Annotated in this window: 20 protein-coding genes; 11 read left to right on the top strand and 9 right to left on the bottom strand. The window is 33.4% G+C overall.

Annotated elements, in window-relative coordinates:
• The first annotated feature begins 8 nt into the window (after nucleotides 1-8).
• Nucleotides 9-1,784 carry a MutS-related protein gene (locus CL818_RS05675; protein WP_272973095.1) on the top strand — a complete coding sequence of 592 codons (1,776 nt, stop codon included), beginning with the start codon at nucleotides 9-11 and terminating at the stop codon, nucleotides 1,782-1,784.
• The gene (locus CL818_RS05670) at nucleotides 1,785-2,789 is read left to right on the top strand and encodes a metal-dependent hydrolase (protein WP_272972647.1); all 1,005 of its coding nucleotides are present in this window, start codon (nucleotides 1,785-1,787) and stop codon (nucleotides 2,787-2,789) included. It abuts the gene before it with no gap.
• Nucleotides 2,790-2,794: 5 nt separating this feature from the next.
• Here CL818_RS05670 and folK read toward each other — a convergent pair whose 3' ends face one another.
• Complete coding sequence (gene folK, locus CL818_RS05665) at nucleotides 2,795-3,946, bottom strand: 2-amino-4-hydroxy-6-hydroxymethyldihydropteridine diphosphokinase (protein ID WP_272972648.1); 1,152 nt, start codon at nucleotides 3,944-3,946, stop codon at nucleotides 2,795-2,797.
• Nucleotides 3,947-4,086: 140 nt separating this feature from the next.
• Here folK and CL818_RS05660 point away from each other — a divergent pair, with 140 nt between their 5' ends.
• The 3 genes from CL818_RS05660 (at nucleotide 4,087) to CL818_RS05650 (ending at nucleotide 8,207) form a co-directional block, all read left to right on the top strand.
• A complete protein-coding gene (locus CL818_RS05660; protein ID WP_272973096.1) occupies nucleotides 4,087-4,782 on the top strand; it encodes a queuosine precursor transporter in 696 nt (231 codons plus the stop codon).
• Between the two features lie 35 nt (nucleotides 4,783-4,817).
• A complete protein-coding gene (locus CL818_RS05655; protein ID WP_272972649.1) occupies nucleotides 4,818-7,472 on the top strand; it encodes an AsmA family protein in 2,655 nt (884 codons plus the stop codon).
• A 102-nt stretch (nucleotides 7,473-7,574) separates the two neighbouring features.
• Nucleotides 7,575-8,207 carry a LysE family transporter gene (locus CL818_RS05650; RefSeq protein ID WP_272972650.1) on the top strand — a complete coding sequence of 211 codons (633 nt, stop codon included), beginning with the start codon at nucleotides 7,575-7,577 and terminating at the stop codon, nucleotides 8,205-8,207.
• Here CL818_RS05650 and CL818_RS05645 read toward each other — a convergent pair.
• On the bottom strand, nucleotides 8,197-9,303 hold the full coding sequence (locus CL818_RS05645) for an ABC transporter permease (protein ID WP_286972187.1): 1,107 nt from the start codon (nucleotides 9,301-9,303) through the stop codon (nucleotides 8,197-8,199). The two genes, CL818_RS05650 and CL818_RS05645, sit on opposite strands and share 11 nt — an antisense overlap.
• A gap of 8 nt (nucleotides 9,304-9,311) precedes the next feature.
• Nucleotides 9,312-11,432 (bottom strand): carboxy terminal-processing peptidase, encoded by a 2,121-nt coding sequence (locus tag CL818_RS05640; protein ID WP_286972186.1) that lies wholly within the window; start codon nucleotides 11,430-11,432, stop codon nucleotides 9,312-9,314.
• Between the two features lie 150 nt (nucleotides 11,433-11,582).
• On the opposite strand from CL818_RS05640, the gene surE reads away from it, so the two are divergent.
• The 4 genes from surE to CL818_RS05615 all read left to right on the top strand — a co-directional run bounded on the left by surE (nucleotide 11,583) and on the right by CL818_RS05615 (nucleotide 16,511).
• Nucleotides 11,583-12,365: a 5'/3'-nucleotidase SurE gene (surE, locus tag CL818_RS05635; RefSeq protein WP_013186732.1), complete on the top strand. Its 783-nt coding sequence runs from the start codon at nucleotides 11,583-11,585 to the stop codon at nucleotides 12,363-12,365.
• 348 nt (nucleotides 12,366-12,713) lie between these two features.
• Nucleotides 12,714-13,826 carry a lipid-A-disaccharide synthase gene (gene lpxB, locus CL818_RS05625; protein ID WP_286972183.1) on the top strand — a complete coding sequence of 371 codons (1,113 nt, stop codon included), beginning with the start codon at nucleotides 12,714-12,716 and terminating at the stop codon, nucleotides 13,824-13,826.
• Nucleotides 13,827-13,874: 48 nt separating this feature from the next.
• The gene (locus CL818_RS05620) at nucleotides 13,875-14,435 is read left to right on the top strand and encodes a C40 family peptidase (RefSeq protein WP_013186729.1); all 561 of its coding nucleotides are present in this window, start codon (nucleotides 13,875-13,877) and stop codon (nucleotides 14,433-14,435) included.
• 36 nt (nucleotides 14,436-14,471) lie between these two features.
• A complete protein-coding gene (locus tag CL818_RS05615) occupies nucleotides 14,472-16,511 on the top strand; it encodes a ComEC/Rec2 family competence protein (protein WP_502692210.1) in 2,040 nt (679 codons plus the stop codon).
• Nucleotides 16,512-16,569: 58 nt separating this feature from the next.
• On the opposite strand, the gene CL818_RS05610 is transcribed toward CL818_RS05615, so the two are convergent.
• The 3 genes from CL818_RS05610 to CL818_RS05600 form a co-directional block, all read right to left on the bottom strand.
• Nucleotides 16,570-17,109 carry a thioredoxin family protein gene (locus tag CL818_RS05610; protein ID WP_272972655.1) on the bottom strand — a complete coding sequence of 180 codons (540 nt, stop codon included), beginning with the start codon at nucleotides 17,107-17,109 and terminating at the stop codon, nucleotides 16,570-16,572.
• A gap of 118 nt (nucleotides 17,110-17,227) precedes the next feature.
• A complete protein-coding gene (locus CL818_RS05605) occupies nucleotides 17,228-18,829 on the bottom strand; it encodes a peptide MFS transporter (RefSeq protein ID WP_286972177.1) in 1,602 nt (533 codons plus the stop codon).
• A gap of 16 nt (nucleotides 18,830-18,845) precedes the next feature.
• Complete coding sequence (locus CL818_RS05600; RefSeq protein WP_286972175.1) at nucleotides 18,846-21,011, bottom strand: S9 family peptidase; 2,166 nt, start codon at nucleotides 21,009-21,011, stop codon at nucleotides 18,846-18,848.
• 194 nt (nucleotides 21,012-21,205) lie between these two features.
• Between CL818_RS05600 and der the strand changes: the two genes are divergently transcribed.
• Complete coding sequence (der, locus tag CL818_RS05595; protein WP_286972173.1) at nucleotides 21,206-22,510, top strand: ribosome biogenesis GTPase Der; 1,305 nt, start codon at nucleotides 21,206-21,208, stop codon at nucleotides 22,508-22,510.
• A 16-nt stretch (nucleotides 22,511-22,526) separates the two neighbouring features.
• Nucleotides 22,527-22,985: a GNAT family N-acetyltransferase gene (locus CL818_RS05590; protein WP_286972171.1), complete on the top strand. Its 459-nt coding sequence runs from the start codon at nucleotides 22,527-22,529 to the stop codon at nucleotides 22,983-22,985.
• A gap of 6 nt (nucleotides 22,986-22,991) precedes the next feature.
• Here the strand turns inward: CL818_RS05590 and CL818_RS05585 are convergent, their stop codons facing one another.
• The 3 genes from CL818_RS05585 to CL818_RS05575 all read right to left on the bottom strand — a co-directional run bounded on the left by CL818_RS05585 (nucleotide 22,992) and on the right by CL818_RS05575 (nucleotide 25,085).
• On the bottom strand, nucleotides 22,992-23,792 hold the full coding sequence (locus tag CL818_RS05585) for a class I SAM-dependent methyltransferase (protein WP_286972169.1): 801 nt from the start codon (nucleotides 23,790-23,792) through the stop codon (nucleotides 22,992-22,994).
• Nucleotides 23,793-23,844: 52 nt separating this feature from the next.
• Nucleotides 23,845-24,648 (bottom strand): TPM domain-containing protein, encoded by an 804-nt coding sequence (locus tag CL818_RS05580; RefSeq protein ID WP_272972659.1) that lies wholly within the window; start codon nucleotides 24,646-24,648, stop codon nucleotides 23,845-23,847.
• The gene (locus CL818_RS05575) at nucleotides 24,648-25,085 is read right to left on the bottom strand and encodes a TPM domain-containing protein (protein WP_286972167.1); all 438 of its coding nucleotides are present in this window, start codon (nucleotides 25,083-25,085) and stop codon (nucleotides 24,648-24,650) included. The genes CL818_RS05580 and CL818_RS05575 overlap by 1 nt, the downstream gene beginning before the upstream one ends.
• Nucleotides 25,086-25,087 lie beyond the last annotated feature (2 nt).

Raw genomic sequence — 25,087 nt, 5'->3', positions numbered from 1 at the left:
TTGCAGCTATGCAAGAAGCTAAAAAATTTTACAAAGGTCAATTAGAGACCCATAACTCAGCCTTATCTCAATTAAAGACCAAGCTTTTATGGTCTAGTATGTTAAGACTCGCTGTATTTATAGTTGGCGCCTATGTAGTATATGCGTCTTACCCAAACACTCAAGCTATTTTATTAAGCATTTTTGTGATTATAGCTGTGTTTTTATTTTTGGTGTCGCGTCACTCAAATTTACAGGCAAAACGCGACAAGCTAAGACAATTAGTGGCTTTAAATGAAATTGAATTAGAAGTACTTAACCGTAATTACTCTAAGCTTCCAAACGGTTCAGAATATATAGATCCTGCTCACCATTATAGTCACGATATAGATTTATTTGGACCACAATCGTTTTTTCAATATTTAAACAGAGCTGCGTTAACAGAAGGAGCACGCAAGTTAGCAGAGTATCTTAAAGCTAACGAGACACATAGAATCTCAATAAAACAAGAAGCTATAAAAGAACTTGCTGAAAAACCAGAATGGCGCCAAAACTTTTCTGCAACCGCAAGCTTGGTAAAGACTGAAATTACCACACAAACTGTAAAGACATGGCTTGCAAACTACAAACCCGCAATCCCAAAATTGTTTACTTGGCTACCATTTGTTTTTAGCGGAATCTCAATTACTTTAATTGCGCTTTATTTTTTTGATATTGTTTCAGTTTATCTTGTAGGCTTTTGGTTCTTTGTTGGTTTAGCAATAACAGGATTGTTTGTAAAGAAAGTAAATCTGCTTTCTTCTCACACTTCTAAGATACAAGGCTTATTTGAGCAATACTATCAACTTATTCAGCAAATTGAAGCTACAGAATTTTCTTCTGAATTTTTAAAAGAACAAAAAGCAAAAATAGTAACTGAGAAAGAACAAGCATCACTAGTATTATCTCGTTTCTCAAAACTATTAAGTGCTTTAGACCAACGTAACAATATGCTTTTTGGCATTTTTGGCAATGGCTTTTTACAATGGGATAATTTTCAATCTTACAAAATTGAGCAATGGATAAAAGCCCACAAACACCAAGTTTCAGATTGGTTTGAGGTTGTTGCTGTGTTTGATGCATACAACAGTCTAGGTAATTTTAGCTTTAACCATAAGGAGTTTACTTTCCCAAAAATAACAGAGCAACCTTCTGTATTTAATGTAGAAGATGCTGCGCACCCATTAATGGCTAGTGAGGTGGCTGTAAAGAATTCGTTTCATATAGAAAACGGTCATTTCTTTATCATTACAGGTGCAAATATGGCCGGAAAAAGTACATTTTTAAGAACCGTATCTCTTATGGTTGTTATGGCTAACTGTGGTTTACCTGTTTGTGCAAAAACCTGCACCTACAATCCTATTAAGCTTATTACGAGTATGAGAACTACAGACTCACTTAGTGATGATGCCTCTTACTTCTTTTCAGAATTAAAACGTCTTAAGTTTATTGTAGATGAAATTGCTAAGGATGATTATTTCATAATTTTAGATGAAATCTTAAAAGGAACAAACTCAACAGACAAAGCCATAGGTTCTAAAAAGTTTATTGAAAAATTAAATGGCACAAACTCCACAGGTATAATTGCTACACACGACTTAAGTCTATGTGAGGTTGCCAATAACTTACCCGAAGTACATAATTACTATTTCGACGCAGAAATTATAGATAACGAGTTGCATTTTGATTACACCTTAAAAAACGGAATTTGCCAAAACATGAATGCCTCGTTCTTATTAAAGAAAATGCAGATTATAGACTCATAAATGGATAGTTTAACCCAAATTGTTTTAGGTGCCGCTGTAGGCGAAGCTGTTCTTGGTAAAAAAGTAGGAAACAAAGCTATGCTTTGGGGTGCTATTGCAGGTACAATTCCAGATTTAGATACTTTGGTAGGTAACTTTTTAGATCCTATTACTGCAATTGAAATACATCGTGGCATAAGTCACTCCATATTATTTAGTATTGGTATGGCTCCGTTATTGGGTTGGTTAATTTCAAAACTCTATTACAAAACCAAAGAGGCAACTTGGCAACAATGGTCTTGGTTATTTTTTTGGGGATTAGTTACACACCCACTTTTAGATGCACATACAACTTGGGGAACACAATTATTTTGGCCTTTCGATTTAAGGTTAGCTTATCAAAATATATTTGTGATAGACCCTTTATACACTTTGCCCTTTTTAGTCTGTGTAATTTTAGCAATGCGACTGCCAAGAACCTCAGAAAAACGAAAGCGTGTTAACACACTCGGTTTAATATTAAGCTCTAGCTATTTATTAATTACATTGCTTTTAAAAGGTGTTACTTACTTTAAGTTCACAACTGCACTTGACAATCAAAATATTAACTACACTAAGATAGACACTAGGCCAGCACCGTTTAATACTTTGTTATGGTCTGCTAACATAGATGCCGGCAACCATTATGTATTAGCAGATTATTCAATCTTTGACACTCAGTCTATTTCTTTTATTAAAGTCCCTAAACAGCATCAACTATTAGATAAAATTGAAGACAAAAAAGCACTGAGTCGTTTAATAACTATTTCTGAAGGTTGGTATGCTGTTTCTAAAAAAGGAGAACAACTCTACTTTAACGATTTGCGTTTTGGTGCTTATGATATTTATGCAGACACCCTTAATTTTGCGTTTTCTTATAAACTCGCAGAAACTAAAAATGGATTAACCATTGAAGAGCCACAACGAAACTCTGAAGAAATGAAGACTGTTTTAGGCAATCTTTGGAATCGAATTTGGGGAAATTAATATAGTTAAACCGCACTTTGAGTGGTACTCAAGATCTCACGTAAAACTCTTAAATAATCTGCTCGGTTATTTACAAAGTCAAGCTCTGATATGTCAATTACCTTAACATTCATTTGAGGTTGGCTTTTAATAAAGTTTAAGTAACTCTTATTTATGTTTAATAGATAATTAGCGTCTATACTTTGTTCATACTCACGACCACGTTCCTTAATATTTGCTAATAAACGATCTGTATTTTGGTAAAGGTATATGTAAGCATCTGGCTTTGCCAACTCCTTATACATCATATAAAACAGCTTACTATATAATTTATACTCATCTTCCTGTAAAGTTACTTGAGCAAATATTAAAGATTTAAAAACATCATAATCGCTTACTATAAAATCTGTAAACAAATCATATTGAGCAATATCATCTGCTAATTGCTGATATCTATCTGCCAAAAAACTCATCTCTAAAGGAAATGCATAACGTGTTTTATCTTCATAAAACTTTGGTAGAAAAGGGTTGTCCTTAAAGCGTTCTAAAATAAGTTTAGCATTAAAATCTTCTGAAATTTTTGTTGCTAAACTTGTCTTTCCGGCACCAATATTACCTTCGATAGCGAGATAATTAAATGCCTTGAAGTTAAATTGTAAACTAGGGTTTTTCAACCATTTTGGTTGCTTGTCTAAAACAGAGTCGTCATTACACTCTTGAAACAGTGTAGTAACTGTTTTATTAAGTTTAGGATGTACCTTTTCTGCACCTATATCTAGTAATGGCTGTAACACAAATTTACGATTGGCCATATGAGGATGTGGCACTGTGAGCAATTCTGTTTCTATTACCAAATCTTCGTAAAAGAGGATATCAATATCTATTGGTCTGGATGCATAACCTTTAGTTTTGGTTCTTATGCGCCCTAAATGTGTTTCAATAGAGAGTATTTCAGCCATTAAATCTTTAGGAGACAATATAGTTTGCAAAGACACCGCAATATTTAAAAAGGCATCTCCTTTAAAACCAAAAGCTGGTGTTTCATATACCGACGAGACTTTTAAAACGTGACCAACAGTTTCAAAAAGAGCATATAATGCGTATTGCAAGTGCTCAATTCTATTGCCCAAATTACTGCCCAAAGACAAGTATACAAGATGTTGTTCTGGTAATGCCATGAAATTGCGAAGATACCAATTACAACCAATGCAAGTTTAGAGAACAAACCTAAAATTACTAGATTTTTTATAACAGTTGTCCTCCATTATTCACACAATTTTAATACAACCTTGAGGTTATGAAATTTACCTTTGTGGTAATGACAAAATTATCTTTATCACAACGCTTAAAAGCTCAGAGAATATATTTTATATTGGCAGCATTATTTATCACTTCTTTGGTGGTTTCTAATCTAATATTTCAGAAGTTTTTCTCTTGGGACTTTTTTGGTATTTATACCTTTAAAATTTCAGTAGGCATATTACCCTATCCTATTACTTTTCTTATAACAGATATTGTATCAGAAATTTATGGAAAAAAGCGGGCTAACCAAGTAGTGACCACTGGCATATTTGCTTCTGTATTTTCATTACTCATTATTTGGGTGGCAGCTAGTGTACCAGCACTGACAGATTCGCCTATAAATGATAAATTATTCTTAAAAGTATTCGGAAACTCTGCAATAGCTGTTTTTGCCTCGATGATGGCATACTTATTGGCGCAATATATTGATATACAGATCTTCCATTTTTGGAAGCGCCTTACTAAAGGAAAACACCTTTGGTTGCGAAATAACTTTTCAACGTTCTTATCTCAATTTGTAGATACGTTTAGTGTGCTATTCTTGTTATGTTCTTTCGAGATTTTGCCTTGGGATATTTTTACAGAATTGCTAATTAGCGGTTTTTTATTTAAAGTATTAATTGCTGCATTAGATACACCTTTGCTTTATGCAGCCGTCTTTGCAATGCGTAAGTACTTTAACTTAACACCTACAAAAGAGTTAGAAATTTAATTAAAAAAAGCAGTCTAAAATATTAGACCATTTATATGAAAAAAATACTTAAAATATTCGGGATTTTTGTTCTAATCCTAGTCATAGGATTAATTGCAGCACCTTTTCTTTTTAAAGGCACTATAGAAAAACTTATAAAGAAGACTATAAATAATAACGTAAATGCTCAAGTGGAGTGGCGCGACCTAGATTTAACTTTGTTTAGCTCTTTTCCAGATGCTACCGTTGTTATTAAAGACTTTAGCGTTGTAAATAACGATCCTTTTAAAGGCGACACCCTAGCAAGTGGTGAACGCTTAGAGTTACAAATGGGTATAAAGCAACTTTTAAAAAAGGAGAATGAACAAATTAAAGTAGATGAGCTTAATCTGGAGAAAGCATACATTAATATTAAAGTAGATTCTTTAGGTAATGCCAACTATGATATAGCAAAAGAGCAACCCCAAACTACTGAAACACCTACAGATACAACAAGTTCAGGTTTTACTTTTGATTTATCTCATTATGAGATAAAAGATTCTCGAATTAATTATTTAGATGAATCTACCAAAACATTTTTCAAGCTAAAAGATGTAAATCACGTAGGTAATGGAGATTTATCTGTGTCTAAATCTACTTTAGAAACACAGACCAATGCTTTGGTCTCTTTAGATTTAGATGGCGTAAACTATCTAGAAGACCATACCATTACATTAGATGCTAATTTTGAGCTAGACCTAGACAAACAGAAGTATACGTTTTTAGAAAATGAAGCAAAAATTAATGAACTCCCATTAACATTTAATGGGTTTGTACAGGTAAATGAAGATAACAATGATATTGACATTACCTTTAAAACACCATCTTCAGACTTTAAAAACTTCTTAGCTATTATACCCAAAACCTATTCTAAAAACTTAGATGGCGTAGATACAACTGGAGATTTTATAGTAGATGGAAAAATTAAAGGTATTGTAGACGATACACACATTCCTACATTAGACATAAAGATACGTTCAAGCAATGCCTCATTTAAGTATACAGAGCTACCTAAACGTGTAAACAACATTACAATAAATGCAGATATTAAAAATGAAACTGGTATTGTTGAAGACACTTATATAAACATAGGCAACCTAACATTTAAGATAGATCAAGATGTGTTTGCCGCAAACGGAAGCTTTAGAAATTTAACTGAGAATATGTTGGTTAACCTATCGCTTAAGGGTTCTCTAGATTTAGCAAATATTGAGAAAGTTTATCCTCTTAATCTTGAACAAGATTTAAATGGAAGGTTTACTACAGACTTAACCACAAACTTTGATATGAATTCTGTAGAGCGTGAGCAATATCAGAACATTAAAAGTAATGGTACAGCAAGCTTAAAAAACTTCAGCTATAAATCTCCAGACATTCCTAACAAATTAAAAGTTGCTAATGCAGACGTAAGCTTTAAACCTGGAAATATTTCTTTAAATAGCTTTGCTGCAACAAGTGGCCAAACAGATATTTCGGCAACAGGAAGTATTCAAAACCTTATTCCTTTTTTAATGTCTAAGCAAGATCTAAAAGGTGATTTTAATGTAAACTCAAATACGTTTAAGGTTAGTGATTTTATGGTAGCTGAAGACAATACTGCCGCTACCAAGACAACTTCAGAAAATACAGTTACTACTCCTAATAACAATGAAGCAATTAAAATTCCAGATTTCTTAGCTGCAACAATGAATTTTAATGTTAAGAAAGTAATTTATGATGACATTGAGTTATCTAATGCTACAGGAACAATTGCTATTGAAGATGAAAAAGCATCTTTAACCAATGTAAAATCTAGTCTTTTTGGCGGAAACATTGCCTTAAATGGAAATGTAAATACAAAAGGAAACACACCAACATTTGCAATGGATTTGGATTTAAACTCCATAGACATAGACCAATCATTTAAAGGTTTAGATTTACTTCAAGGTTTAGCTCCAATTGCAAAAGCTTTACAAGGCGCCTTAAACACAAACATTAAATTAAATGGTAATCTTAATGGTGACCTAACGCCGCAATTACAAACCATTGCCGGAAATGCATTTGCAAAAGTATTAACCGCTAAAGTAAATGCAGAACAATCTCCATTGTTAGCACGGTTGTCTGAAAATGTAGCCTTTTTAAATCTTGACAATCTTAATCTAAACAACTTAGAAACCTACCTTACTTTTGATAATGGAAACATCCAAGTAAAACCATTCGATTTTAATATAAAAGGAATTAAAGTAACTGCTGGAGGCACACACGGTTTAGATCAAAATATGAATTATAACGTTACTTTAGATGTCCCTGCTAAGTATATGGGTAGTGAGGTTAGTGGCTTGCTTTCTAAGCTTAGTGCACAGGAACGAGAAACAATGACAGTTGCTTTACCAATAGGACTTACAGGAACATTTAATAGCCCTAAAGTAAACTTAAATACACAAGCTGTAGTAAACAGTTTAACACAACGTATAATAGATAAGCAGAAAGATGATCTTAAGGATAAAGGAAAAGACCTTTTAGGAAATATTTTAGGTGGCAATAAGCCTAAGGATAGTACCACAGTACAACAAGATAGTGTTAAAGCAGGTACACCTAAAACTAATGAGGATGCGATAAAAGATGCAGCAAAAGATATTTTAGGTGGTCTCTTTGGTAAGAAGAAAACAAAAGCCAAAGATTCTGTAAACTAAAGAGTATAAATAACGCACTTAATACTAAGCCAATAACATTATTAAAAAATGTTTTTGGCTTTTTTCATGTAAGTTTGCCATTCGTTTTTCAACGAAACTGTTATGATAATACTTTACCTGTTTGTAGGTGTTCTTGCCACCATACTTTCTGCAATTCCCTTAGGTGCGGTAAATATCTCTGTAATACAGACCACTCTTAAGTCTGGTGAAAAAACAGCATTTAAAATTGCTCTTGGTGCTGGTTTTGGAGAAATTTTATTAGCGTTGCTAGCGCTTAATTTTAATATGATGATAGCTTCATTCTTTGAGCGTAATATGTGGCTTCATCTTACTATCATTCTTTTGTTTTTTATAGCTGGTATATATTTCCTGGTTAAAAAGCCTTCAAAAAATGATGACCGCAGCCACTGGTATGACATGGGAACCTCTAAGTACCTTAAAGGTTTTGTACTATCGTTGTTAAATCCGCCAGTGATGATTTATTGGTTGGTAGCATTCAGTATTATAAATAAACACCTTATAATGATTACCTCTAACTCATCTCCATTAGACTTGTTAGTGTTTTTTATTGGCGTTTACTTGGGTAAAGTCTTAACCCTTTATGGCTATTCTAAATGGAGTAATACAGTTAAAGGTGACACCAAAACTGTACAAAGAAAAGTATCTCGATTTTTAGGTGTCGTATTGCTAGGTTTAGCAATTTTTCAAGGCATAAAATTTTTAGTTAACTCTTAACGTCTAACGCATCTCTNAGAGCGTTACCTATTAGCATAAATGCCATTACTAAGCTCATTATANCCAAGCCAGGTATAATTGCCAGGTAAGCTTTACCTAAAATAATATAACTGTAATGGTCTTTTATCATTGCTCCCCAACTTGGCATTGGAGGTTGTGCTCCTATACCTAAAAAACTAAGACCACTTTCAATTAATATTGCAGCAGCAAAATTAGCTGCAGAGATTACAATTACTGGTGCTAAAATATTTGGTAAGATGTGTTTTACAATTATTCTACCATTTGTGAACCCTAAAGCACGTGCTGCAGTTACATATTGCATATTTTTTACACTCATTACTTGGCCACGAACAACTCTGGCAACCTCTACCCACATTGTTAAACCTACTGCNATAAACACTTGCCAAAATCCCTTACCTAAAGCCAATGTAATGGCTATTACTAATAGTAAAGTAGGTATAGACCACGTTACATTTATAAGCCACATGATAGCTGCATCTATCTTACCACCGTAAAACCCTGCAAGTGCTCCCAAACTTATTCCTATTAACAACGAGATAAATACTGCTACAAAACCAATAGATAGTGATATACGAATACCAACTAGCATTCTGCTTAGCAAATCTCTACCATACTTATCTGTTCCTAATAAAAANGTTTGTTCATTTATAAATTGAGATTCGATTTCGGTTTTAGTTAAGCCTTTGGGAAAAGATGCAAAAGAATAGGTTTTAGGCAAACCTTTAATGCTTTCATCTGTATAAGGTGTTACAATTATTGATTCTCCCTCAAACTTATAATCTACAATAGGTAACTCTGTAGAGTTGTCTTCCNTACCAAATAAGAGTTTATCCAAAAAAGATTGTTCTTGCTCTAATTTTGATGGTATGGTAAGAATAGTAGCCTTAAATCCTGGCTTCTTAGAGTGAATTGAAATATGTTGTTGATTAGCATTTTGAGAATTNTCTGGTGCTAATGCATAAGCAAATATTGCAAGTAATATTCCCAAGANAACAAACCAGAAACTCAAAACGCCCCAAAAGTTTTTTTTAAACTTTTGGAGCGNGAGTTGAGATAATGAATTGGCGTTTGCCATTCTATTTATTAGTTCTTAATGTTTGCTACTTTACTGCGCTTAATGTTATTAAGCTTTAAATCTTTAAGAACGCTTATTGCTTCTTCCATATAAACATCCTTGCTTAAGTTTTCGTGCCATCTTGAGCGCTTTTCCTTAAGTATTGTATCATTTACAAATAACTCTTCTTCGTAAGGNANAGACTTATANGTAAGATCTGATTTGTATTTAGAAATAGCATCGTATTTTTTAGCTTCAGCTTCATCTTTTTCTACCTCAGCTTTATAAGTTGAATAATTTAAAGAAAACTCATTGTCTTCACGTTGGGCACTTACCCATTTAGCATTTTCTTCAATTAGCTTTAACTGCTCGTTTGCAGCCATACGATCTTTACTGCTTGAAATTGTTTCTTCAAAATCTATATAACCTTCCCAAGGTGTATAATCTGCAGAGTCTATCTTATCCCAAGGTANCGGATTTTCTAAATCTTTTTCTCCTATATCTATAAAGCTATAACGATCTACAACTACAACATCACTCTTTACTCCTTCTAATTGTGTTGATCCTCCATTAACTCTATAAAACTTTTGAGTAGTTACTTTTAAAGCACCCATATCTCCATATTCGTTTTGGCGTAACCAACGGTTTAAATCCATTACATTTTGTACTGTACCCTTACCATATGTTTGCTTACTTCCAATAATAATAGCGCGTTTGTAATCTTGCATTGCAGCAGCTAAAATCTCTGATGCAGATGCAGACAACTCATTTACTAAAATTACCAAAGGACCATCCCAAAGAATGCTCTTGTCTTTGTCTTTTAGCACTTCTTGGCCAGNTTCTTTTGTTTTAACTTGTACAACAGGTCCTTCTTCTATAAACATACCTGCAATATCTACAACAGTTTGTAATGAGCCACCACCATTGTTACGTAAGTCTAAAACTAGACCTTCCATACCTTCTTTCTTAAGACGAATAATTTCTTCTTTTACATCTTTAGCAGCATTACGTTCTTTGTAATTTTGCATATCAAAGTAAAACTTTGGAAGGTTAATTACTCCAAATCGTTGTTCATCTTTATCTACAATTGCAGATTTCGCGTAAGTTTCTTCAAGCTCTACAACATCTCTAATAATTGCAATATCTTCAATTGTACCATCAACTTTTTTAACGGTTAATACTACTTTTGTGCCTTTAGGACCTTTAATTAAGCTAACAGCATCATCTANGCGCATTCCTACAATACTTACAGGNTCTTTTTCATCTTCCTGTTTTACTTTAAGAATTTGGTCNCCTACTTCAATCTCTTCACCTCTCCAAGCTGGACCGCCAGATATAATTTCAACAATTTTAATATTATCACTTTTACGTTGTAANCGCGCTCCAATACCTTCTAGCTTTCCAGACATTTGTATATCAAACCTATCTTTATCACTAGGAGCAAAGTAAAACGAGTGAGGATCAAACTCTTCAACAATTGCATTTATGTAGATTGAAAACCAGTCCTTACGCTCTAAATCATCATTAAAATCGAAATATTCTTGGTAAGATGTTCGTGTAACTNCTCTAGCTTCAACTTCTAATTCTTCATCTGTTTTAGCAACTTCATCTTCGCTTCTTTCTTGATCTTCCTGCTTTTCTAAATATGTAGATAATGTAGAAAATTTAAGTTGCTTACGCCATCTATNTTTTAGTTCTTCCTTANTGGTNGCATAAGGTAAGTTATCATAATCTGTATTAATGGTTTCATCTTCATTAAAATTGAATGGCTTCTCTAAAAGTTCTGGATAAAATGCCTTAGCATCTTTCATACGCTCTACCAATCTTTCATGAGTTAATGAAAAAAAGGATACTTCTAAATTATTTACCTGATCNTCAATTTGNTCTTCANAAGCCTTAAACTCTTCAATATCTGAAGCTAAGAAGTAACGTTTTAAAGGATCTAATGCATTTATATAATCATTAAACACTGCTTTAGAAAAATTATCATCTATATCTTTTGCATCATAATGNGCTTTGCTAAGCACATAAGAAATAAGATCTATGAGTAATTTATCTTTATTATCGTTTTCAAAATTTTTAGTTGTGAAACTGCAAGAGGCTATGGCAAACACCAAGCCTATTATTAATATTTTATAATTCCTTTTCATAATCCTGATTATGGTCATTGTTTCGTTTTCATTTTATATACGGTAAAAACCGTGCCAACATCTGCTAAGCTAGCCAATTATTTGTTAACTAACTCATAAGTTTTAGGTATTATTAATTCAGTAGTTTTGCAGCTTTATAACTTACAACTTATGGCTAACAAAAAACCTTTAATATTAGTTACCAATGATGACGGTATAACAGCACCTGGAATACGCGCTCTTATATCTGTCATGAAAGACATAGGAAACGTAGTGGTTGTTGCACCAGATAGCCCACAAAGTGCTATGGGACACGCAATAACAATTAACGACACCCTATATTGCGACCCCGTTAAAATGACAGAAGATGCTGACCATAAGGAATATAGCTGCTCTGGAACTCCTGCAGACTGTGTTAAATTAGCAACACAAGAAATTTTACACAGAAAGCCAGATTTATGTGTAAGCGGTGTAAATCACGGCTCAAACTCATCAATCAACGTTATTTATAGCGGAACAATGAGTGCTGCTGTTGAGGCTGGTGTAGAAGGTATTCCAGCAATTGGATTTTCTTTATTAGATTATTCGTTAGAAGCAGACTTTGAACCGTGTAAAAAATACATAAAAGCGATTACTGAACATGTCTTAGACAAAGGCCTACCCAAAGGTGTTGTTTTAAATGTAAACCTTCCAAAACTAAAAGAGAAAGAAATTAAGGGCATTAAAGTATGCCGCCAGGCCAAAGCGCATTGGGTAGAAGATTTTGATAAACGAAAAAGCCCNCAAGGCAGAGATTACTATTGGCTTACTGGAGAATTTATTAACGAAGATAAAGGTGAAGATACAGATGAATGGGCACTTAGCAACGGCTACGTGAGCGTAGTACCTGTTCAATTTGATTTAACTGCACATCACTTTATTCAAGATTTAAATAGCTGGGAATTAAATGACTAGTATAGATATTAAAAAAGAATTATTAATTGGTTTTGTAACTGGTTTAATAGCAACTTGTATAGGAACTATNTTATACATNCTTATATTTTCTAATGAGTCTTTAGACAGCACTTTTAATGCTGCTGTAGAAAATGAATTTCTAGGTAGCCTTATTGCACTTGGAGCAGTAGCTAACTTCTTTCCATTTTTTGTNTTTCTCAAAAAGAAAAAAGACCATCGTGCTAAAGGCGTTTTAATTGTATCATTAATGACGGCTATTGCTATTGCTATCCTGAAGTTTGGTTAATTAACCATCACTAGTTGTTAATTTTGTAATTTTAAGGTGATTTTCACCATACTACATACCCTATGAAATATTATATAATTGCTGGTGAAGCCAGTGGCGATTTGCACGCTGCTAACCTTATGAAAGCTTTAAAGAAAAAAGATCCTCAAGCCGATTTTAGGTTTTGGGGTGGCGATTTAATGCAAGATGTAGGCGGTACACTGGTAAAGCATTATAAAGAATTGGCTTTTATGGGGTTTATTGAGGTGGTGATGAACTTAAGAACCATTCTTAAAAATATAACGCTTTGTAAAAAAGACATAACAAACTACAGCCCAGATGTTATAATTTTTGTAGACTATCCTGGCTTTAATTTACGAATTGCCAAATGGGCTAAAACTGAAGGTTACAAAACACACTATTACATTTCTCCACAAATTTGGGCTTGGAAAGAAGGNCGTATTAAAGATATTAAGCGTGATGTAGATGCTATGTACGTTATACTGCCTTTCGAAAAAGAGTTTTATGAAGATAAACATAATTTTCCGGTGCATTTTGTAGGACATCCACTTATTGATGCAATTGNACAAAAACAACTTATAAACCCATCTNATTTTAAAGCTGAATTCAATTTAGANAACCGTCCTATCATTGCATTATTACCTGGTAGCAGAAAGCAGGAAATATCTAAAATGTTAGAGGTTATGCTTAGCGTTACTAAAGATTTTAAAGACTATCAATTTGTAATTGCTGGAGCACCNAGCCAAGATGCGGCGTTCTACTCTAAATTCACTNAAAAGCAAAATGTAAATTTAGTAATGAACAGGACTTACGATATTTTAAGTCTTGCAACAGCTGCTTTGGTAACATCTGGAACAGCTACTTTAGAAACAGCATTATTTAAAGTACCTGAAGTGGTTTGTTATAAAGGTAGTACCATCTCTTATCAAATTGCTAAGCGTGTTATTAACCTAGAATATATTTCGCTCGTTAATTTAATTATGGATAAACCCGTAGTAAAAGAATTAATACAAGGCGATTTTAATACCAAAACATTAAAAAAAGAGTTGAGTATAATNTTAGACGAAACAAACAGACAAAACTTGTTTTTAGACTATTATGATTTGGAAAAGAAATTGGGCGGTGCAGGAGCTAGTGATAAAACGGCACAACTAATTGTTGATGCAATTTCATAATCAATTTATATTTTTATTACATTTCACACTCACTTTACACCACTCTTAATGCGCTTAATTTTAATCTCTGTTTTAGCTCTTGTTTTGTTTTCATCTTGCGGTAGTTCTAAACCTCGAGTTGTAACTACTGTAAAAGAACAAGAGAAGATTAAGCCTGTTATAAGAACCAAAAAGGATGCAAAAAAAAGTGAGCACGTTGTGTTTGTCGAAAAAACCGAAGAAGACAAGCGCGCTTCTAAAATTACCAACTACGCATTAGATTTTAAAGGCACGCCATATAAATTTGGTGGCACCACAAAACGTGGAATGGATTGTAGCGGTCTTGTCTATACTTCTTTTAAAACTGAAGATGTAGAGTTGCCGAGAACCTCACGAGCAATGTCTCTACAAGGCACTCGCTTAAAATTAGATGAAGTTAATGAAGGNGATTTATTATTTTTTGAAACAAATAAAAACAGAAAGGTTATTAACCATGTTGGATTAGTTGTAGGGTTTAATGATGAAGATATTTTATTTATACACTCAACAAGTTCAAGAGGTGTAATTGTATCTAATTTTAGCGAAGCTTACTGGCAAAATGCTTTTGTAATGGCTAGACGCGTTTTATAGATAACNTAAATTAAAATAAATTGATTACTTTTCAATATGAAAGTGCTCAATTTCAGTATCATAAAGCTCACCTTAGCTATTATTGCTGGTATTTTAATAGCCTATACGTTTACCATTAGCTTTAAGCTTGTCATTACTTTACTTTGTAGTACTGTCCTAGTTTTCACTATTTTATTTATAAAGTCTAAACGAAGTAANAAACAAGATGCCTTATTTGGTGTNGCTGCACTTTTCTTATTTGTTTGTATAGGAATGTTTTCTTGGGAAATTAACCAACCTAAAAATAACCCNAATCATTTTACAAACTCAATTTCATATGAAAACNCATTAACNTTAAAAGGNCATGTTTCAGAACAGCTTAAGCCTTATGGGAATTTAGAAAATTATATTTTCAATATTGAGCGTATAAACAATAAGCCCATTNNTGGTAAAATTCTACTTAAGGTTCGCANAGAAGACTCTTTAAAACCNACGTATAATATNGGAGAATANTTAGCCTTTAAGAGTACACTATCTAAAGTTACAGAACCCAAAAACCCATATCAATTTAACTATGCTAAATATCTGGAGCATCAAAATATATTAGCACAGGCAAGTATTAGCAACCGAGAGATATTTCAATTTTCAGAGGTTAAAATTTCAATGTATAGTATTGCGAACACGTTGAGAAACAACATAGAAACAGCGTTAATTGACAATGGTTTTAAAGGTGACGAGCTTGCTGTTATAAAGGCATTATTATTAGGGCAAAAAAAAGACATTTCAAAAGATATGTATGACGACTACGCATCTGCTGGTGTTATACATATTTTAGCTGTTTCTGGTTTNCATGTTGGTATTATNCTAATGCTACTTCAACTTATACTATCACCACTTTTCAGGTTTAAACACGGCAATGTCTTTAAAACTGTNTTAATTGTACTCTTTTTATGGTGTTTTGCNATAATTGCAGGTTTATCTCCATCGGTTATNAGAGCAGTTACAATGTTTTCATTTTTAGCTGTTGCACTAAATCTGAAAAGAAAAACTAGTACTTTGAACACCTTGTTTTTATCTGCACTTGTAATACTATTAGTGCAACCCCAATTTTTATTTTCAGTGGGCTTTCAATTAAGTTATCTGGCTGTATTTTCTATAATACTATTGCAGCCTAAATTATCTAAACTCATTCCTAGACCTAAATATTATATTTCAAGAATCTTATGGGGTGTTTTTACTGTAACTATTGCTGCACAGATTGGCGTATTGCCTTTAAGTTTATTTNATTTCCATCAATTTCCAGGGTTGTTTTTTGTTACAAATCTTATNATAATTCCCTTTTTAGGCATCATTTTAGGGTATGGGCTTCTTTGTATCTCATTAGCCCTTTTGGGTATTCTACCTTCGTTTATAGCTGAAGGCTTCAGGCTAGTAATCGGGTTTATGAATTCTGTTATAAGTTGGGTTGCACAACAAAATTCTTTTGTATTTAAGGAGATCCCATTTTCAGAAATTCAAACTATAGTTACTTATGTTTTAATTGGTACTATTTTAATATCCATACAACGTTTTAAGACTAAAANCTTCATTTATATACTTTGTGCTGTAGTAATTTTTCAACTTGGGTTTATGTATGAGTCCTACACTNCAAAGACTACTGAGGAGTTTGTAGTTTTTCAGCAAACTGCTCAAACCGTTATTGGTTTNAAAAAAGGAGAACATTTTGAAGTGTCGCTTAAAGATTCAAGTAGCAGTTCATTTACTCGGCAGTTAGTTTCAAATTATATTGTTGGTAGTCACTTAGATTCAGTTTCTACAGTTCCCTTAAAAAATGTTTATCAATTTAAGGGTAATCGTATTTACGTGATTGATAGTTTAGGTGTTTATAGTTCAGATTTTAGTAACGCTACCATCATACTTAGCAATTCTCCAAAAATTAATTTAAATAGACTTATAGACTCTATTTCACCAGAACGTATTATTGCAGATGGAAATAATTATAAAAGCTATGTAAAACGTTGGAAAGCTACTGCAAAACATAAAAAACTCCCTTTTCATCCAACTGGAGAAAAAGGAGCTTTCCTAATAAAAGACTGAACATCTTAGCACTATTCAGTCCTACTAACACTTACCGTAAGCTGGTTAGCTTGGGTAATTAATTTTTAAATTTATACTTGAAATTGTCTTTATAGGCATTCCAAGCTTCAGCNGTATTTAAACGTTTATAGTCGTCATTGTTAATCATTTTAAGGTAAACTTCCAGTTGAGTTGGGCTTTGATAACCAACTACAGGAGCTATAACTTTTCCTGTTTCATCAAAAAACACAATACTTGGGTATCCAGTAATTTTTAAAGCGTGAGCAAATAAATGCTGACTGTTCCTACCTTTTCTATCTGGATTATAATTTGGGTTTGTATAAGTAAAGTCGTTATAATTAACCTCTTCTGTACCTTCTGCATTAAATTTTACTGCATAATAGTTATTNGAAATATACTTAGCCACATCTTTATTCTGCAGCGTTTTCTTATCCATTAATTTACAAGGACCACACCAATCTGTATAAACATCAACAAAAATCTTCTTAGGATCTTCTTTTTGTGCTTCTAATGCATCATTCATACTCATCCATTCTACTTCTTGCGCAGATAGCGTTGTAGTAAATATTAAAAGAACTAAGAGTAGTGTGTATTTCATAATATGTANTGTTTATTAAACAAAAATCATTCCGTTATTTAGAATGTTTCCATTTAAAAACTAATCCTATAACGTAAATGTTATAGGATTAGTATAAAATGTTATAATAAGTTTTTGNTTATCTAATACCGTGCATCATTCTCTTAATAATAGGAGAAATAAGTACCATAATGATACCAGCTCCAATTGGAATAAGTGTAAAGATTAAAAAGAATGTTGAAAGTCCATGTTCGTCTAATATAGGATCCATAAAACTTGCTGTCCATCCACCTATAACTCCTGCCAAGAAGTTAGAGATAAACCAGATACCAAACATAAGACCTACTAATCTTACAGGCGCTAATTTACTTACATAAGATAAACCTACTGGAGATAAACAAAGCTCGCCTANTGTATGTAGTAAGAANGCTAATACTAACCATATCATNCTNACTGAAGCTGTTTTAGCACCTAATGGTATATCCATAGAGCCATAAGCTAAAGCTGCGAAACCTATACCTACAAGGATTAATCCCATAGCAAACTTAATTGGACCTGTAGGATTAAATCTAGACTGCCAAAATTTTGCAAATAGCGGTGCAAACAAAATGATAAATAATGAGTTTAAAACTGANAACCAAGATGCTGCTACTTCTGTAGTATCAGATTGAAATTCTCTCACTAACATCCAAATTACGATTCCCCAAATAATAGCAAAACTTAATCCGAGCCAAAAATTAGATAAAGCAAACTTTTTAAATGTCTGCTTGAACAGCATTCCCAATACATATGTAATTACCAACAATGGCACTACTGTTATAATTGTATTAATTATTTTAAATATTAGGGCAGAATCTCCTGTTAATGCGCGGTCTGTATAATCACTTGCAAAAATGGTCATTGAAGATCCAGCTTGCTCAAATGCCCACCAAAAGAATGTAGTAAACAATGCGAATATTGAAATAACAATAATACGGTCACGCGTCACATTTGCCGGAACTTCTTCTGGCTTATTTTCTAATAAATCTTCCTCTGCTTGTATGCCGCGTTCATCAATAAAATCTGTTTCTGCTTTAGCACTTAATCCAATTTTTCCGAAAATCTTTTGACCAAAGTAAAATTGTAACATTCCGAAGAACATAAAAATACCAGCTAAACCAAATCCGTAATGCCATCCTATATTCTCTCCTATGTAACCACATAGTAAAATTCCTAAGAAAGCTCCAGCNTTAATACCCATATAAAATATAGTATATCCTGCATCTTTTTCTTCACCTTGTGATTTGTATAGTTGTCCTACCATTGAAGAAATATTTGGCTTAAACATTCCATTTCCTAAAATCAATAGCACTAGCCCGATGTAGAAAAACCAATCTGCAAAAACCTCGAAAGCCATTGATGCATGTCCTACAGTCATTATTACTGCTCCAATAATAACAGCTTTTCTGTATCCTGTAAACTTATCTGCAATAAGACCACCAATTATAGGTGTTAAGTAAACTAATCCTATATACCATCCATAAAGTATTACTGCATCTGCACGTTCCCAACCCCAACCTGGAGCATANCCCTTTTCGGCATCNCCTAATACATTTGTTATTAAGAAAAGTACTAATAAAGCACGCATTCCGTAATACGAAAAGCGCTCCCACATTTCAGTGAAAAACAGGACAAATAATCCTGATGGTTGTCCTAAAACAGTTTTCTGGTTGGTTGCTGAACCTCCAAATCTATATTCCATATCTATTTTGTGTTAGTTATAAGTTCTCTTTAATAAAGTTTGTCATCTTAGTATACAAGTGTAANCTGGTATTNCCACCATAAATGCCGTGATTTTTATCTGGATAAATTGCCCAGTCAAATTGTTTGTTGGCTTGTANCAAGGCTTCAATCATTTGCATTGTATTTTGTACGTGTACATTATCATCTGCACTACCGTGTANCAATAAGAAATCTCCTTTTAATTTATCAACATGATTTATTGGTGAGTTATCATCATAACCACTTGCATTTTCNTGTGGTGTTGTCATATAACGTTCTGTATATATACTGTCATAAAATCTCCAGCTTGTTACAGGTGCTACTGCAATAGCCATTGCAAAGGTGTCGTTTCCTTTAAATAAACAGTTAGAAGACATAAAGCCACCNTAGCTCCAACCCCAAATACCTATACGCTCAGCATCTATATAAGACTCTGCTCCTAATTGTTTTGCTGCCTGTATTTGATCTTCAACTTCATACTTTCCCAACTCTTTTTGAGTCACTTTCTTAAAATCTGCGCCTTTATAACCTGTACCACGACCATCTACACAAGCTACTATGTAACCTTGTTGTGCAAGCATTTGGTGCCAATAGTCATTTGTTCCATAAAATGAATTGGTTACAGATTGAGAACCTGGACCAGAATATTGAAACATTAATAATGGATATGATTTTGTAGGNTCAAAATTTTGTGGNTTTATCATCCACATATTTAAATCATTCCCATTAACATTAAGTGTCGAAAATTCTTTAGAAGACAAGTTGTAAGNTTTCAACTGCTCTAACAAAGCTTTGTTNTCTTTTATATCTCTTACTTTCTTTCCAGTTTTAGAATCTATGAGAGTAAACTCGTAAGGTGTTCTTGCGCTCGTATAAGAATTAATGAAATAGCTAAAATCACTACTAAAGTCTGCACTGTTGGTTCCTCTTTTCTGAGTTAGCTGAGCTTTGTTTTTTCCATTCATCTTAATTGAAAATACATCGCGATTTATGCTACCATTTTCNGTNCTTTGAAAATAGATGCGNCCTGTTCTTTGGTCAAAACCATAGTAATCTGTCACATCCCAATTTCCTTTTGTAACCTGATTAATTAATTTACCTTCTTTAGAGTAATGGTAAATATGGTTCCAGTTATCTTTTTCTGATGTCCAAATAAAACTGTTATCGTTTAGAAATGTAAGGTTGTCTGTGATATCAATATATGCTTCATCCTTCTCATTAAGAACAACTTTTGAAGTATTTGCAGCGGCATCAACAAAAATTAAGTCTAAATCGTTTTGATATCTGTTTAACGCTTGTACACTTAATATGTTTGCTTTCTTTGTCCACTCTAATCTTGGCAGGTACTCATATTCTTTTCCAAGATTAACCGGCATACTTTGCTTAGTGTTCAGATCAAAAATATGTAAACTTACATCTGCATTCTTCTCTCCAGCTTTTGGGTATTTAAATACATCCTGTGTTGGNTAAAGGTCTTTCTTAAAAAGATCCATAGAGAATTCTGGAACTTCAGATTCATCAAATTGTAAAAAAGCAATCTTATTACTGTCTGCATTCCAATCAAAAGCTCTTACAAAAGCAAATTCTTCTTCATAAACCCAATCTGTCACACCATTAATAATACTATTAATTTCACCATCTGTAGTAATCTGTTCTGTATCACCAGATTCAAGGTGCTTTATATAAATATTATTTTCAAACACATAGGCTACCATTGTGCCGTCTGGAGATAAAGTTGGTTCTTGTATTTTATTTTCACTAACTTTTACAATTGCCTTAGTGTTTAAATCATACACATAATATATTCCTCTTGAGGATCTACGAAAAATCTGTTCGTTATTGGTTGAAAGTAATGCCTTGGTTTCATTATTAGAAAGCTCATAGCCTTGAAAATACTGTAATCCTTCAATAGCGGCAGAGTTAATAAGCGTTCGTGTTTTTTCACCTGTTTTATAACTGTAAACATCTACCGTCATAGTATTGGCTGCTCTGTCGTAATTCTGTACAACATACTCATCGCCATTATTTAATGATCTTAANGATTGTAAACGTTCTTGTCTAAACGTACCGTCATAAATAGATTCTAGTGTAATTTCTTTTTGTGCAAATGTTGTAGGACCAACAAGTAGCAATAGGGCTAAAAAGCTATATATAATTCTCATATATGGAAAGAAAAATTAAATTGAACGCCAAGTTTAGTGAAAAATAAGCGAATATTCTCAATTTACGACCACAAATACTATGCTAAACACCACACCAAAGGTGCAAGTAACTTTAAATCACTCTNAAACTTAGTTGTTTCATATCTGTTATTCGTAACTCAAATAGCGTATTTTTGCACAAAATTAAACAGATTATGAGTGCTATTGTAGCTATTGTAGGACGACCAAATGTAGGTAAATCGACATTCTTTAACAGGATGATTCAACGCCGAGAAGCCATTACAGACGCCATTAGTGGTGTAACACGTGATCGCCATTACGGAAAGGCAGATTGGAACGGTAAAGAATTTACACTTATTGATACTGGTGGATATGTTGTAGGGTCTGATGATATTTTTGAACAGGAAATAGACAAGCAAGTAGAGCTAGCTATAGATGAAGCAGATGTCATCCTATTTATGGTCGATGTTACATCTGGAATTACTGGAATGGATGAAGATGTTGCTAAACTATTACGCCGTAGCAATAAGCCGATGATGCTTGTTGTAAATAAGGTTGATAATGCAGAGCGTCACGCAGATGCTGTGGAGTTTTACAACCTTGGCTTAGGAGAATANCATGCTATTGGAAGTATGAATGGTGCAGGAACAGGTGATTTATTAGATGAGCTTGTAAAAATTCTNCCAGAGAAAGAAGAACGCGAAGAAGATAGCTTACCTAGGTTTGCTGTAGTAGGAAGACCAAATGCGGGTAAATCTTCATTTATAAATGCATTAATTGGCGAAGACCGTTATATCGTAACAGANATTGCAGGTACTACAAGAGACTCTATTGACACTAAATACAACCGTTTTGGATTTGAGTTTAATTTAGTTGATACTGCAGGAATACGCCGTAAAACTAAAGTTAAAGAAGATTTAGAATTTTACTCTGTAATGCGNAGTGTGCGCGCNATTGAACATGCAGATGTATGTTTATTAGTAATGGATGCTACTCGTGGTTTTGANAACCAAGTACAGAATATTTTCTGGCTAGCAGAACGCAACCGAAAAGGAATAGTGATCNTAGTTAACAAATGGGATTTAGTTGAAAAAGACCANAAAAGCGTNAAGGAGTTTACAAAGCATATTCACGAACAGATTGCACCATTTACAGATGTGCCAATNATCTTTATATCTGCCTTAACAAAACAACGTATTTTTAAAGCTATTGAAACTGCTGTTGANGTATACGAAGCAAGAAATCAAAAAATTAAGACTAGTAAACTTAATGATTTAATGCTTCCTATTATAGAAAACCAACCNCCACCAGCAACTAAAGGAAAGTATATTAAAATTAAGTATTGTATGCAGTTACCAACACCGCAACCACAATTTGCGTTCTTTGCTAACTTACCGCAATACATAAAAGAGCCATATAAGCGCTTTATTGAAAACAAGTTTAGAGAAAACTTTGATTTTTCTGGTGTTCCTATTAGCATTTACTTTAGAAAAAAATAANTANACACTCTGCTGAATGATGGTGACTTTAAAAAGAACAACATCTCAAGATTCAGATTTTAATTATTTAGTAACACTTTTAAATAAGGATTTAGCTGAAGCAGATGGCGAGATTCTTCATGCTTTCTACAAACAGTTTAATCATACAGACAAGTACAACCATATTATTGTAGCCTATAGAGATGAAAAACCTATAGGCTGTGGTGCTATTAAACCTTTTGATGACAATGCGGTCGAGATTAAACGCATGTTTGTATTACAAGATGAGAGAGGCAAATCTGTTGCTAGTAAACTATTAGATGCTCTTGAAAATTGGGCTAAGGAATTAGGGTATTTTAACTGTGTTTTAGAAACCGGCAAGAAACAAAAGGCAGCTATTTCATTTTACACTTCATATGGATACCAACGTATTCCTAATTATGGGCAATATAAAAACNTTGAAAACAGCTTATGTTTTAAGCATAATATAAAGTAACACCCATTATATTTTTGTAGCTTTTATAGCAAAAACCATTGGTATTTTTTCTTCTAAGGATTGTATTCTAAATTTACCTGAAACAAACTCCNCGGTATTATTAAAACAGTTATAAGGTGAGTAGTCATACTCATTTAAAGTACTTATTTGCAATCCGTTTTTAATTAAACTATTTACAACTTCACTCATACTATGGTTCCAACAAACATAATCGTTTGTAATATCCGCGTCTTTTTGAGCATATGTACCCGTTTCTGTCTCTACAATTTCACCCTTATTAAAATAAGAATAGCTAATATGTTTAAAATCATCATCAAACATCCAGACTACAGGATGAAACTCTACAAAAACTAATTTTCCTGAAGGTTTCAAAAACTTAGATATCACTTTTGCCCAAGCATCTAAATCTGGTAGCCAACCTATAACACCATAACTTGTATAAACAATATCAAATTTCGATTCTAAATTATTTGGCAAATCATAAACATCTGAGCATATAAAAGACGCTTCAATATTAGCTTTATCTGCCAATTGCTCTGCNGCNTCAATTGCTTTGTCAGANAAATCTACACCTGTGCATTGGGCACCTAAACGAGCTAAAGAAATAGTGTCTTGACCAAAGTGGCATTGNAAATGAAGAATAGANTTTCCTTTTACATCTCCTAGCAATTCTAATTCTATAGACTTAAGTGAAGTANTGCCTTNTAAAAACCCTTTAACATCATAAAACTCTGAAGTAATATGATGTGTTGTACGAGCNTTCCACGATGTTCTGTTTATTTCTAAATAATTAGTTNTTGAAGACATAAAATANGGTAATGGATCTTAAAAGNTTCTGGTTAAATATATGCTCTGNAGATTACCAGCCACCACCAGCNCCGCCGCCGCCAAAGCCACCGCCACCAAAGCCACCACCAAAACCGCCACCGCCGAAGCCGCCGCCAGAAGAGCCACCAAAGCCACCGCCGCCGCCAAAACTGCCGCGACCCATACTACTAAGGATTATAACATCTAACAAGGAGTCTCCAGCACGTCTTGTTCCAGAACCGCCTCCTTTTCCGCCACGTTTGCTAGCAAGTGCAATAAATATAATTATGAAAATAATGAAAAGTATAACACCCATAGGTAANCCATCATTACTATTAGATTGGCGTGTACCTTTAAANGTNCCGTCTAGAACTTGAAATATTGCAGTGGTTCCTTTATCTAAACCTTTATAATAGCTACCAGATTTAAATTCTGGTATTATAATTTTATCTATAATCTCTTTTGTTCTATAGTCTGTCATATATTCTTCCAGACCATAACCTGTNGTTATCCAAATTTTGCGATCACTCTCTGAAAGTAAGATAAAGAGNCCATTATCTTCTTGAGATTGACCAATACCCCATTCTTGAGCCCATTTAGGCGCATATAAACCAATATATTCTCCTTCTAAAGACTCAATAGTGGCAATTACAATTTGCGTAGATGTAGTGTCTGCATAACTTATTAGCTTAGTATTAAGTTGCGCTTCTTCAGCATCAGATAAAATTTCAGCATAATCAAATACTGGTTTTTGATTATCTGCGCCACTTGGTTTTTCTGGTATATCGCGCTGNGCAACAACCATTTGACCAATAGCTAAACTTAAAACAAGTAATATGTTTGTTAATTTATGCATTAGCTTTTAGAGATTTCATCAGAAAGCTCATTTACATCATCTGCATCCCAAGGAAAATGGGCTTGCAATTGTTGTCCTGCACTCAATACTCCATTAATTAACCCTTGTTTAAAGTCACCTTTTTTAAATTCGGCTTGCATGGCATCTCTAGTGCTTTCCCAAAAATTATTAGGCACAACATCGTTAATACCTTTATCGCCATAAATAACAAAGCTTTTATCCTCTACAGCTACGTATATTAGCACACCATTTTCCTGCTTTGTATTATCCATCTTTAATTGATGAAATAACTCTAANGCACGATCAAAATGATCACCATCATAGGTTTTTTCTAAATGCACTCGTATTTCACCAGACGTTTGTTTTTCTGCTNCACGAATAGCTTCAACAATTTCTGCTTCGTCGTTTTTAGTAAGAAAATCTTCAACTTTAGACATAG

The organism is Croceibacter sp. (genome assembly GCF_002716225.1).
In the GTDB taxonomy this organism is placed as follows: Bacteria; Bacteroidota; Bacteroidia; order Flavobacteriales; family Flavobacteriaceae; genus Croceibacter; species Croceibacter atlanticus.
Note: the sequence above shows the minus strand (reverse complement) of the source record. Positions and strands in the feature narration are given on the sequence as shown.

Coding starts and splice junctions, on each gene's coding strand:
- CL818_RS05675 (WP_272973095.1), top strand. CDS start 9: ATGCAAGAAGCTAAAAAATTTTACAAAGGTCAATTAGAGACCCATAAC.
- CL818_RS05670 (WP_272972647.1), top strand. CDS start 1,785: ATGGATAGTTTAACCCAAATTGTTTTAGGTGCCGCTGTAGGCGAAGCT.
- folK (WP_272972648.1), bottom strand. CDS start 3,946: ATGGCATTACCAGAACAACATCTTGTATACTTGTCTTTGGGCAGTAAT.
- CL818_RS05660 (WP_272973096.1), top strand. CDS start 4,087: ATGACAAAATTATCTTTATCACAACGCTTAAAAGCTCAGAGAATATAT.
- CL818_RS05655 (WP_272972649.1), top strand. CDS start 4,818: ATGAAAAAAATACTTAAAATATTCGGGATTTTTGTTCTAATCCTAGTC.
- CL818_RS05650 (WP_272972650.1), top strand. CDS start 7,575: ATGATAATACTTTACCTGTTTGTAGGTGTTCTTGCCACCATACTTTCT.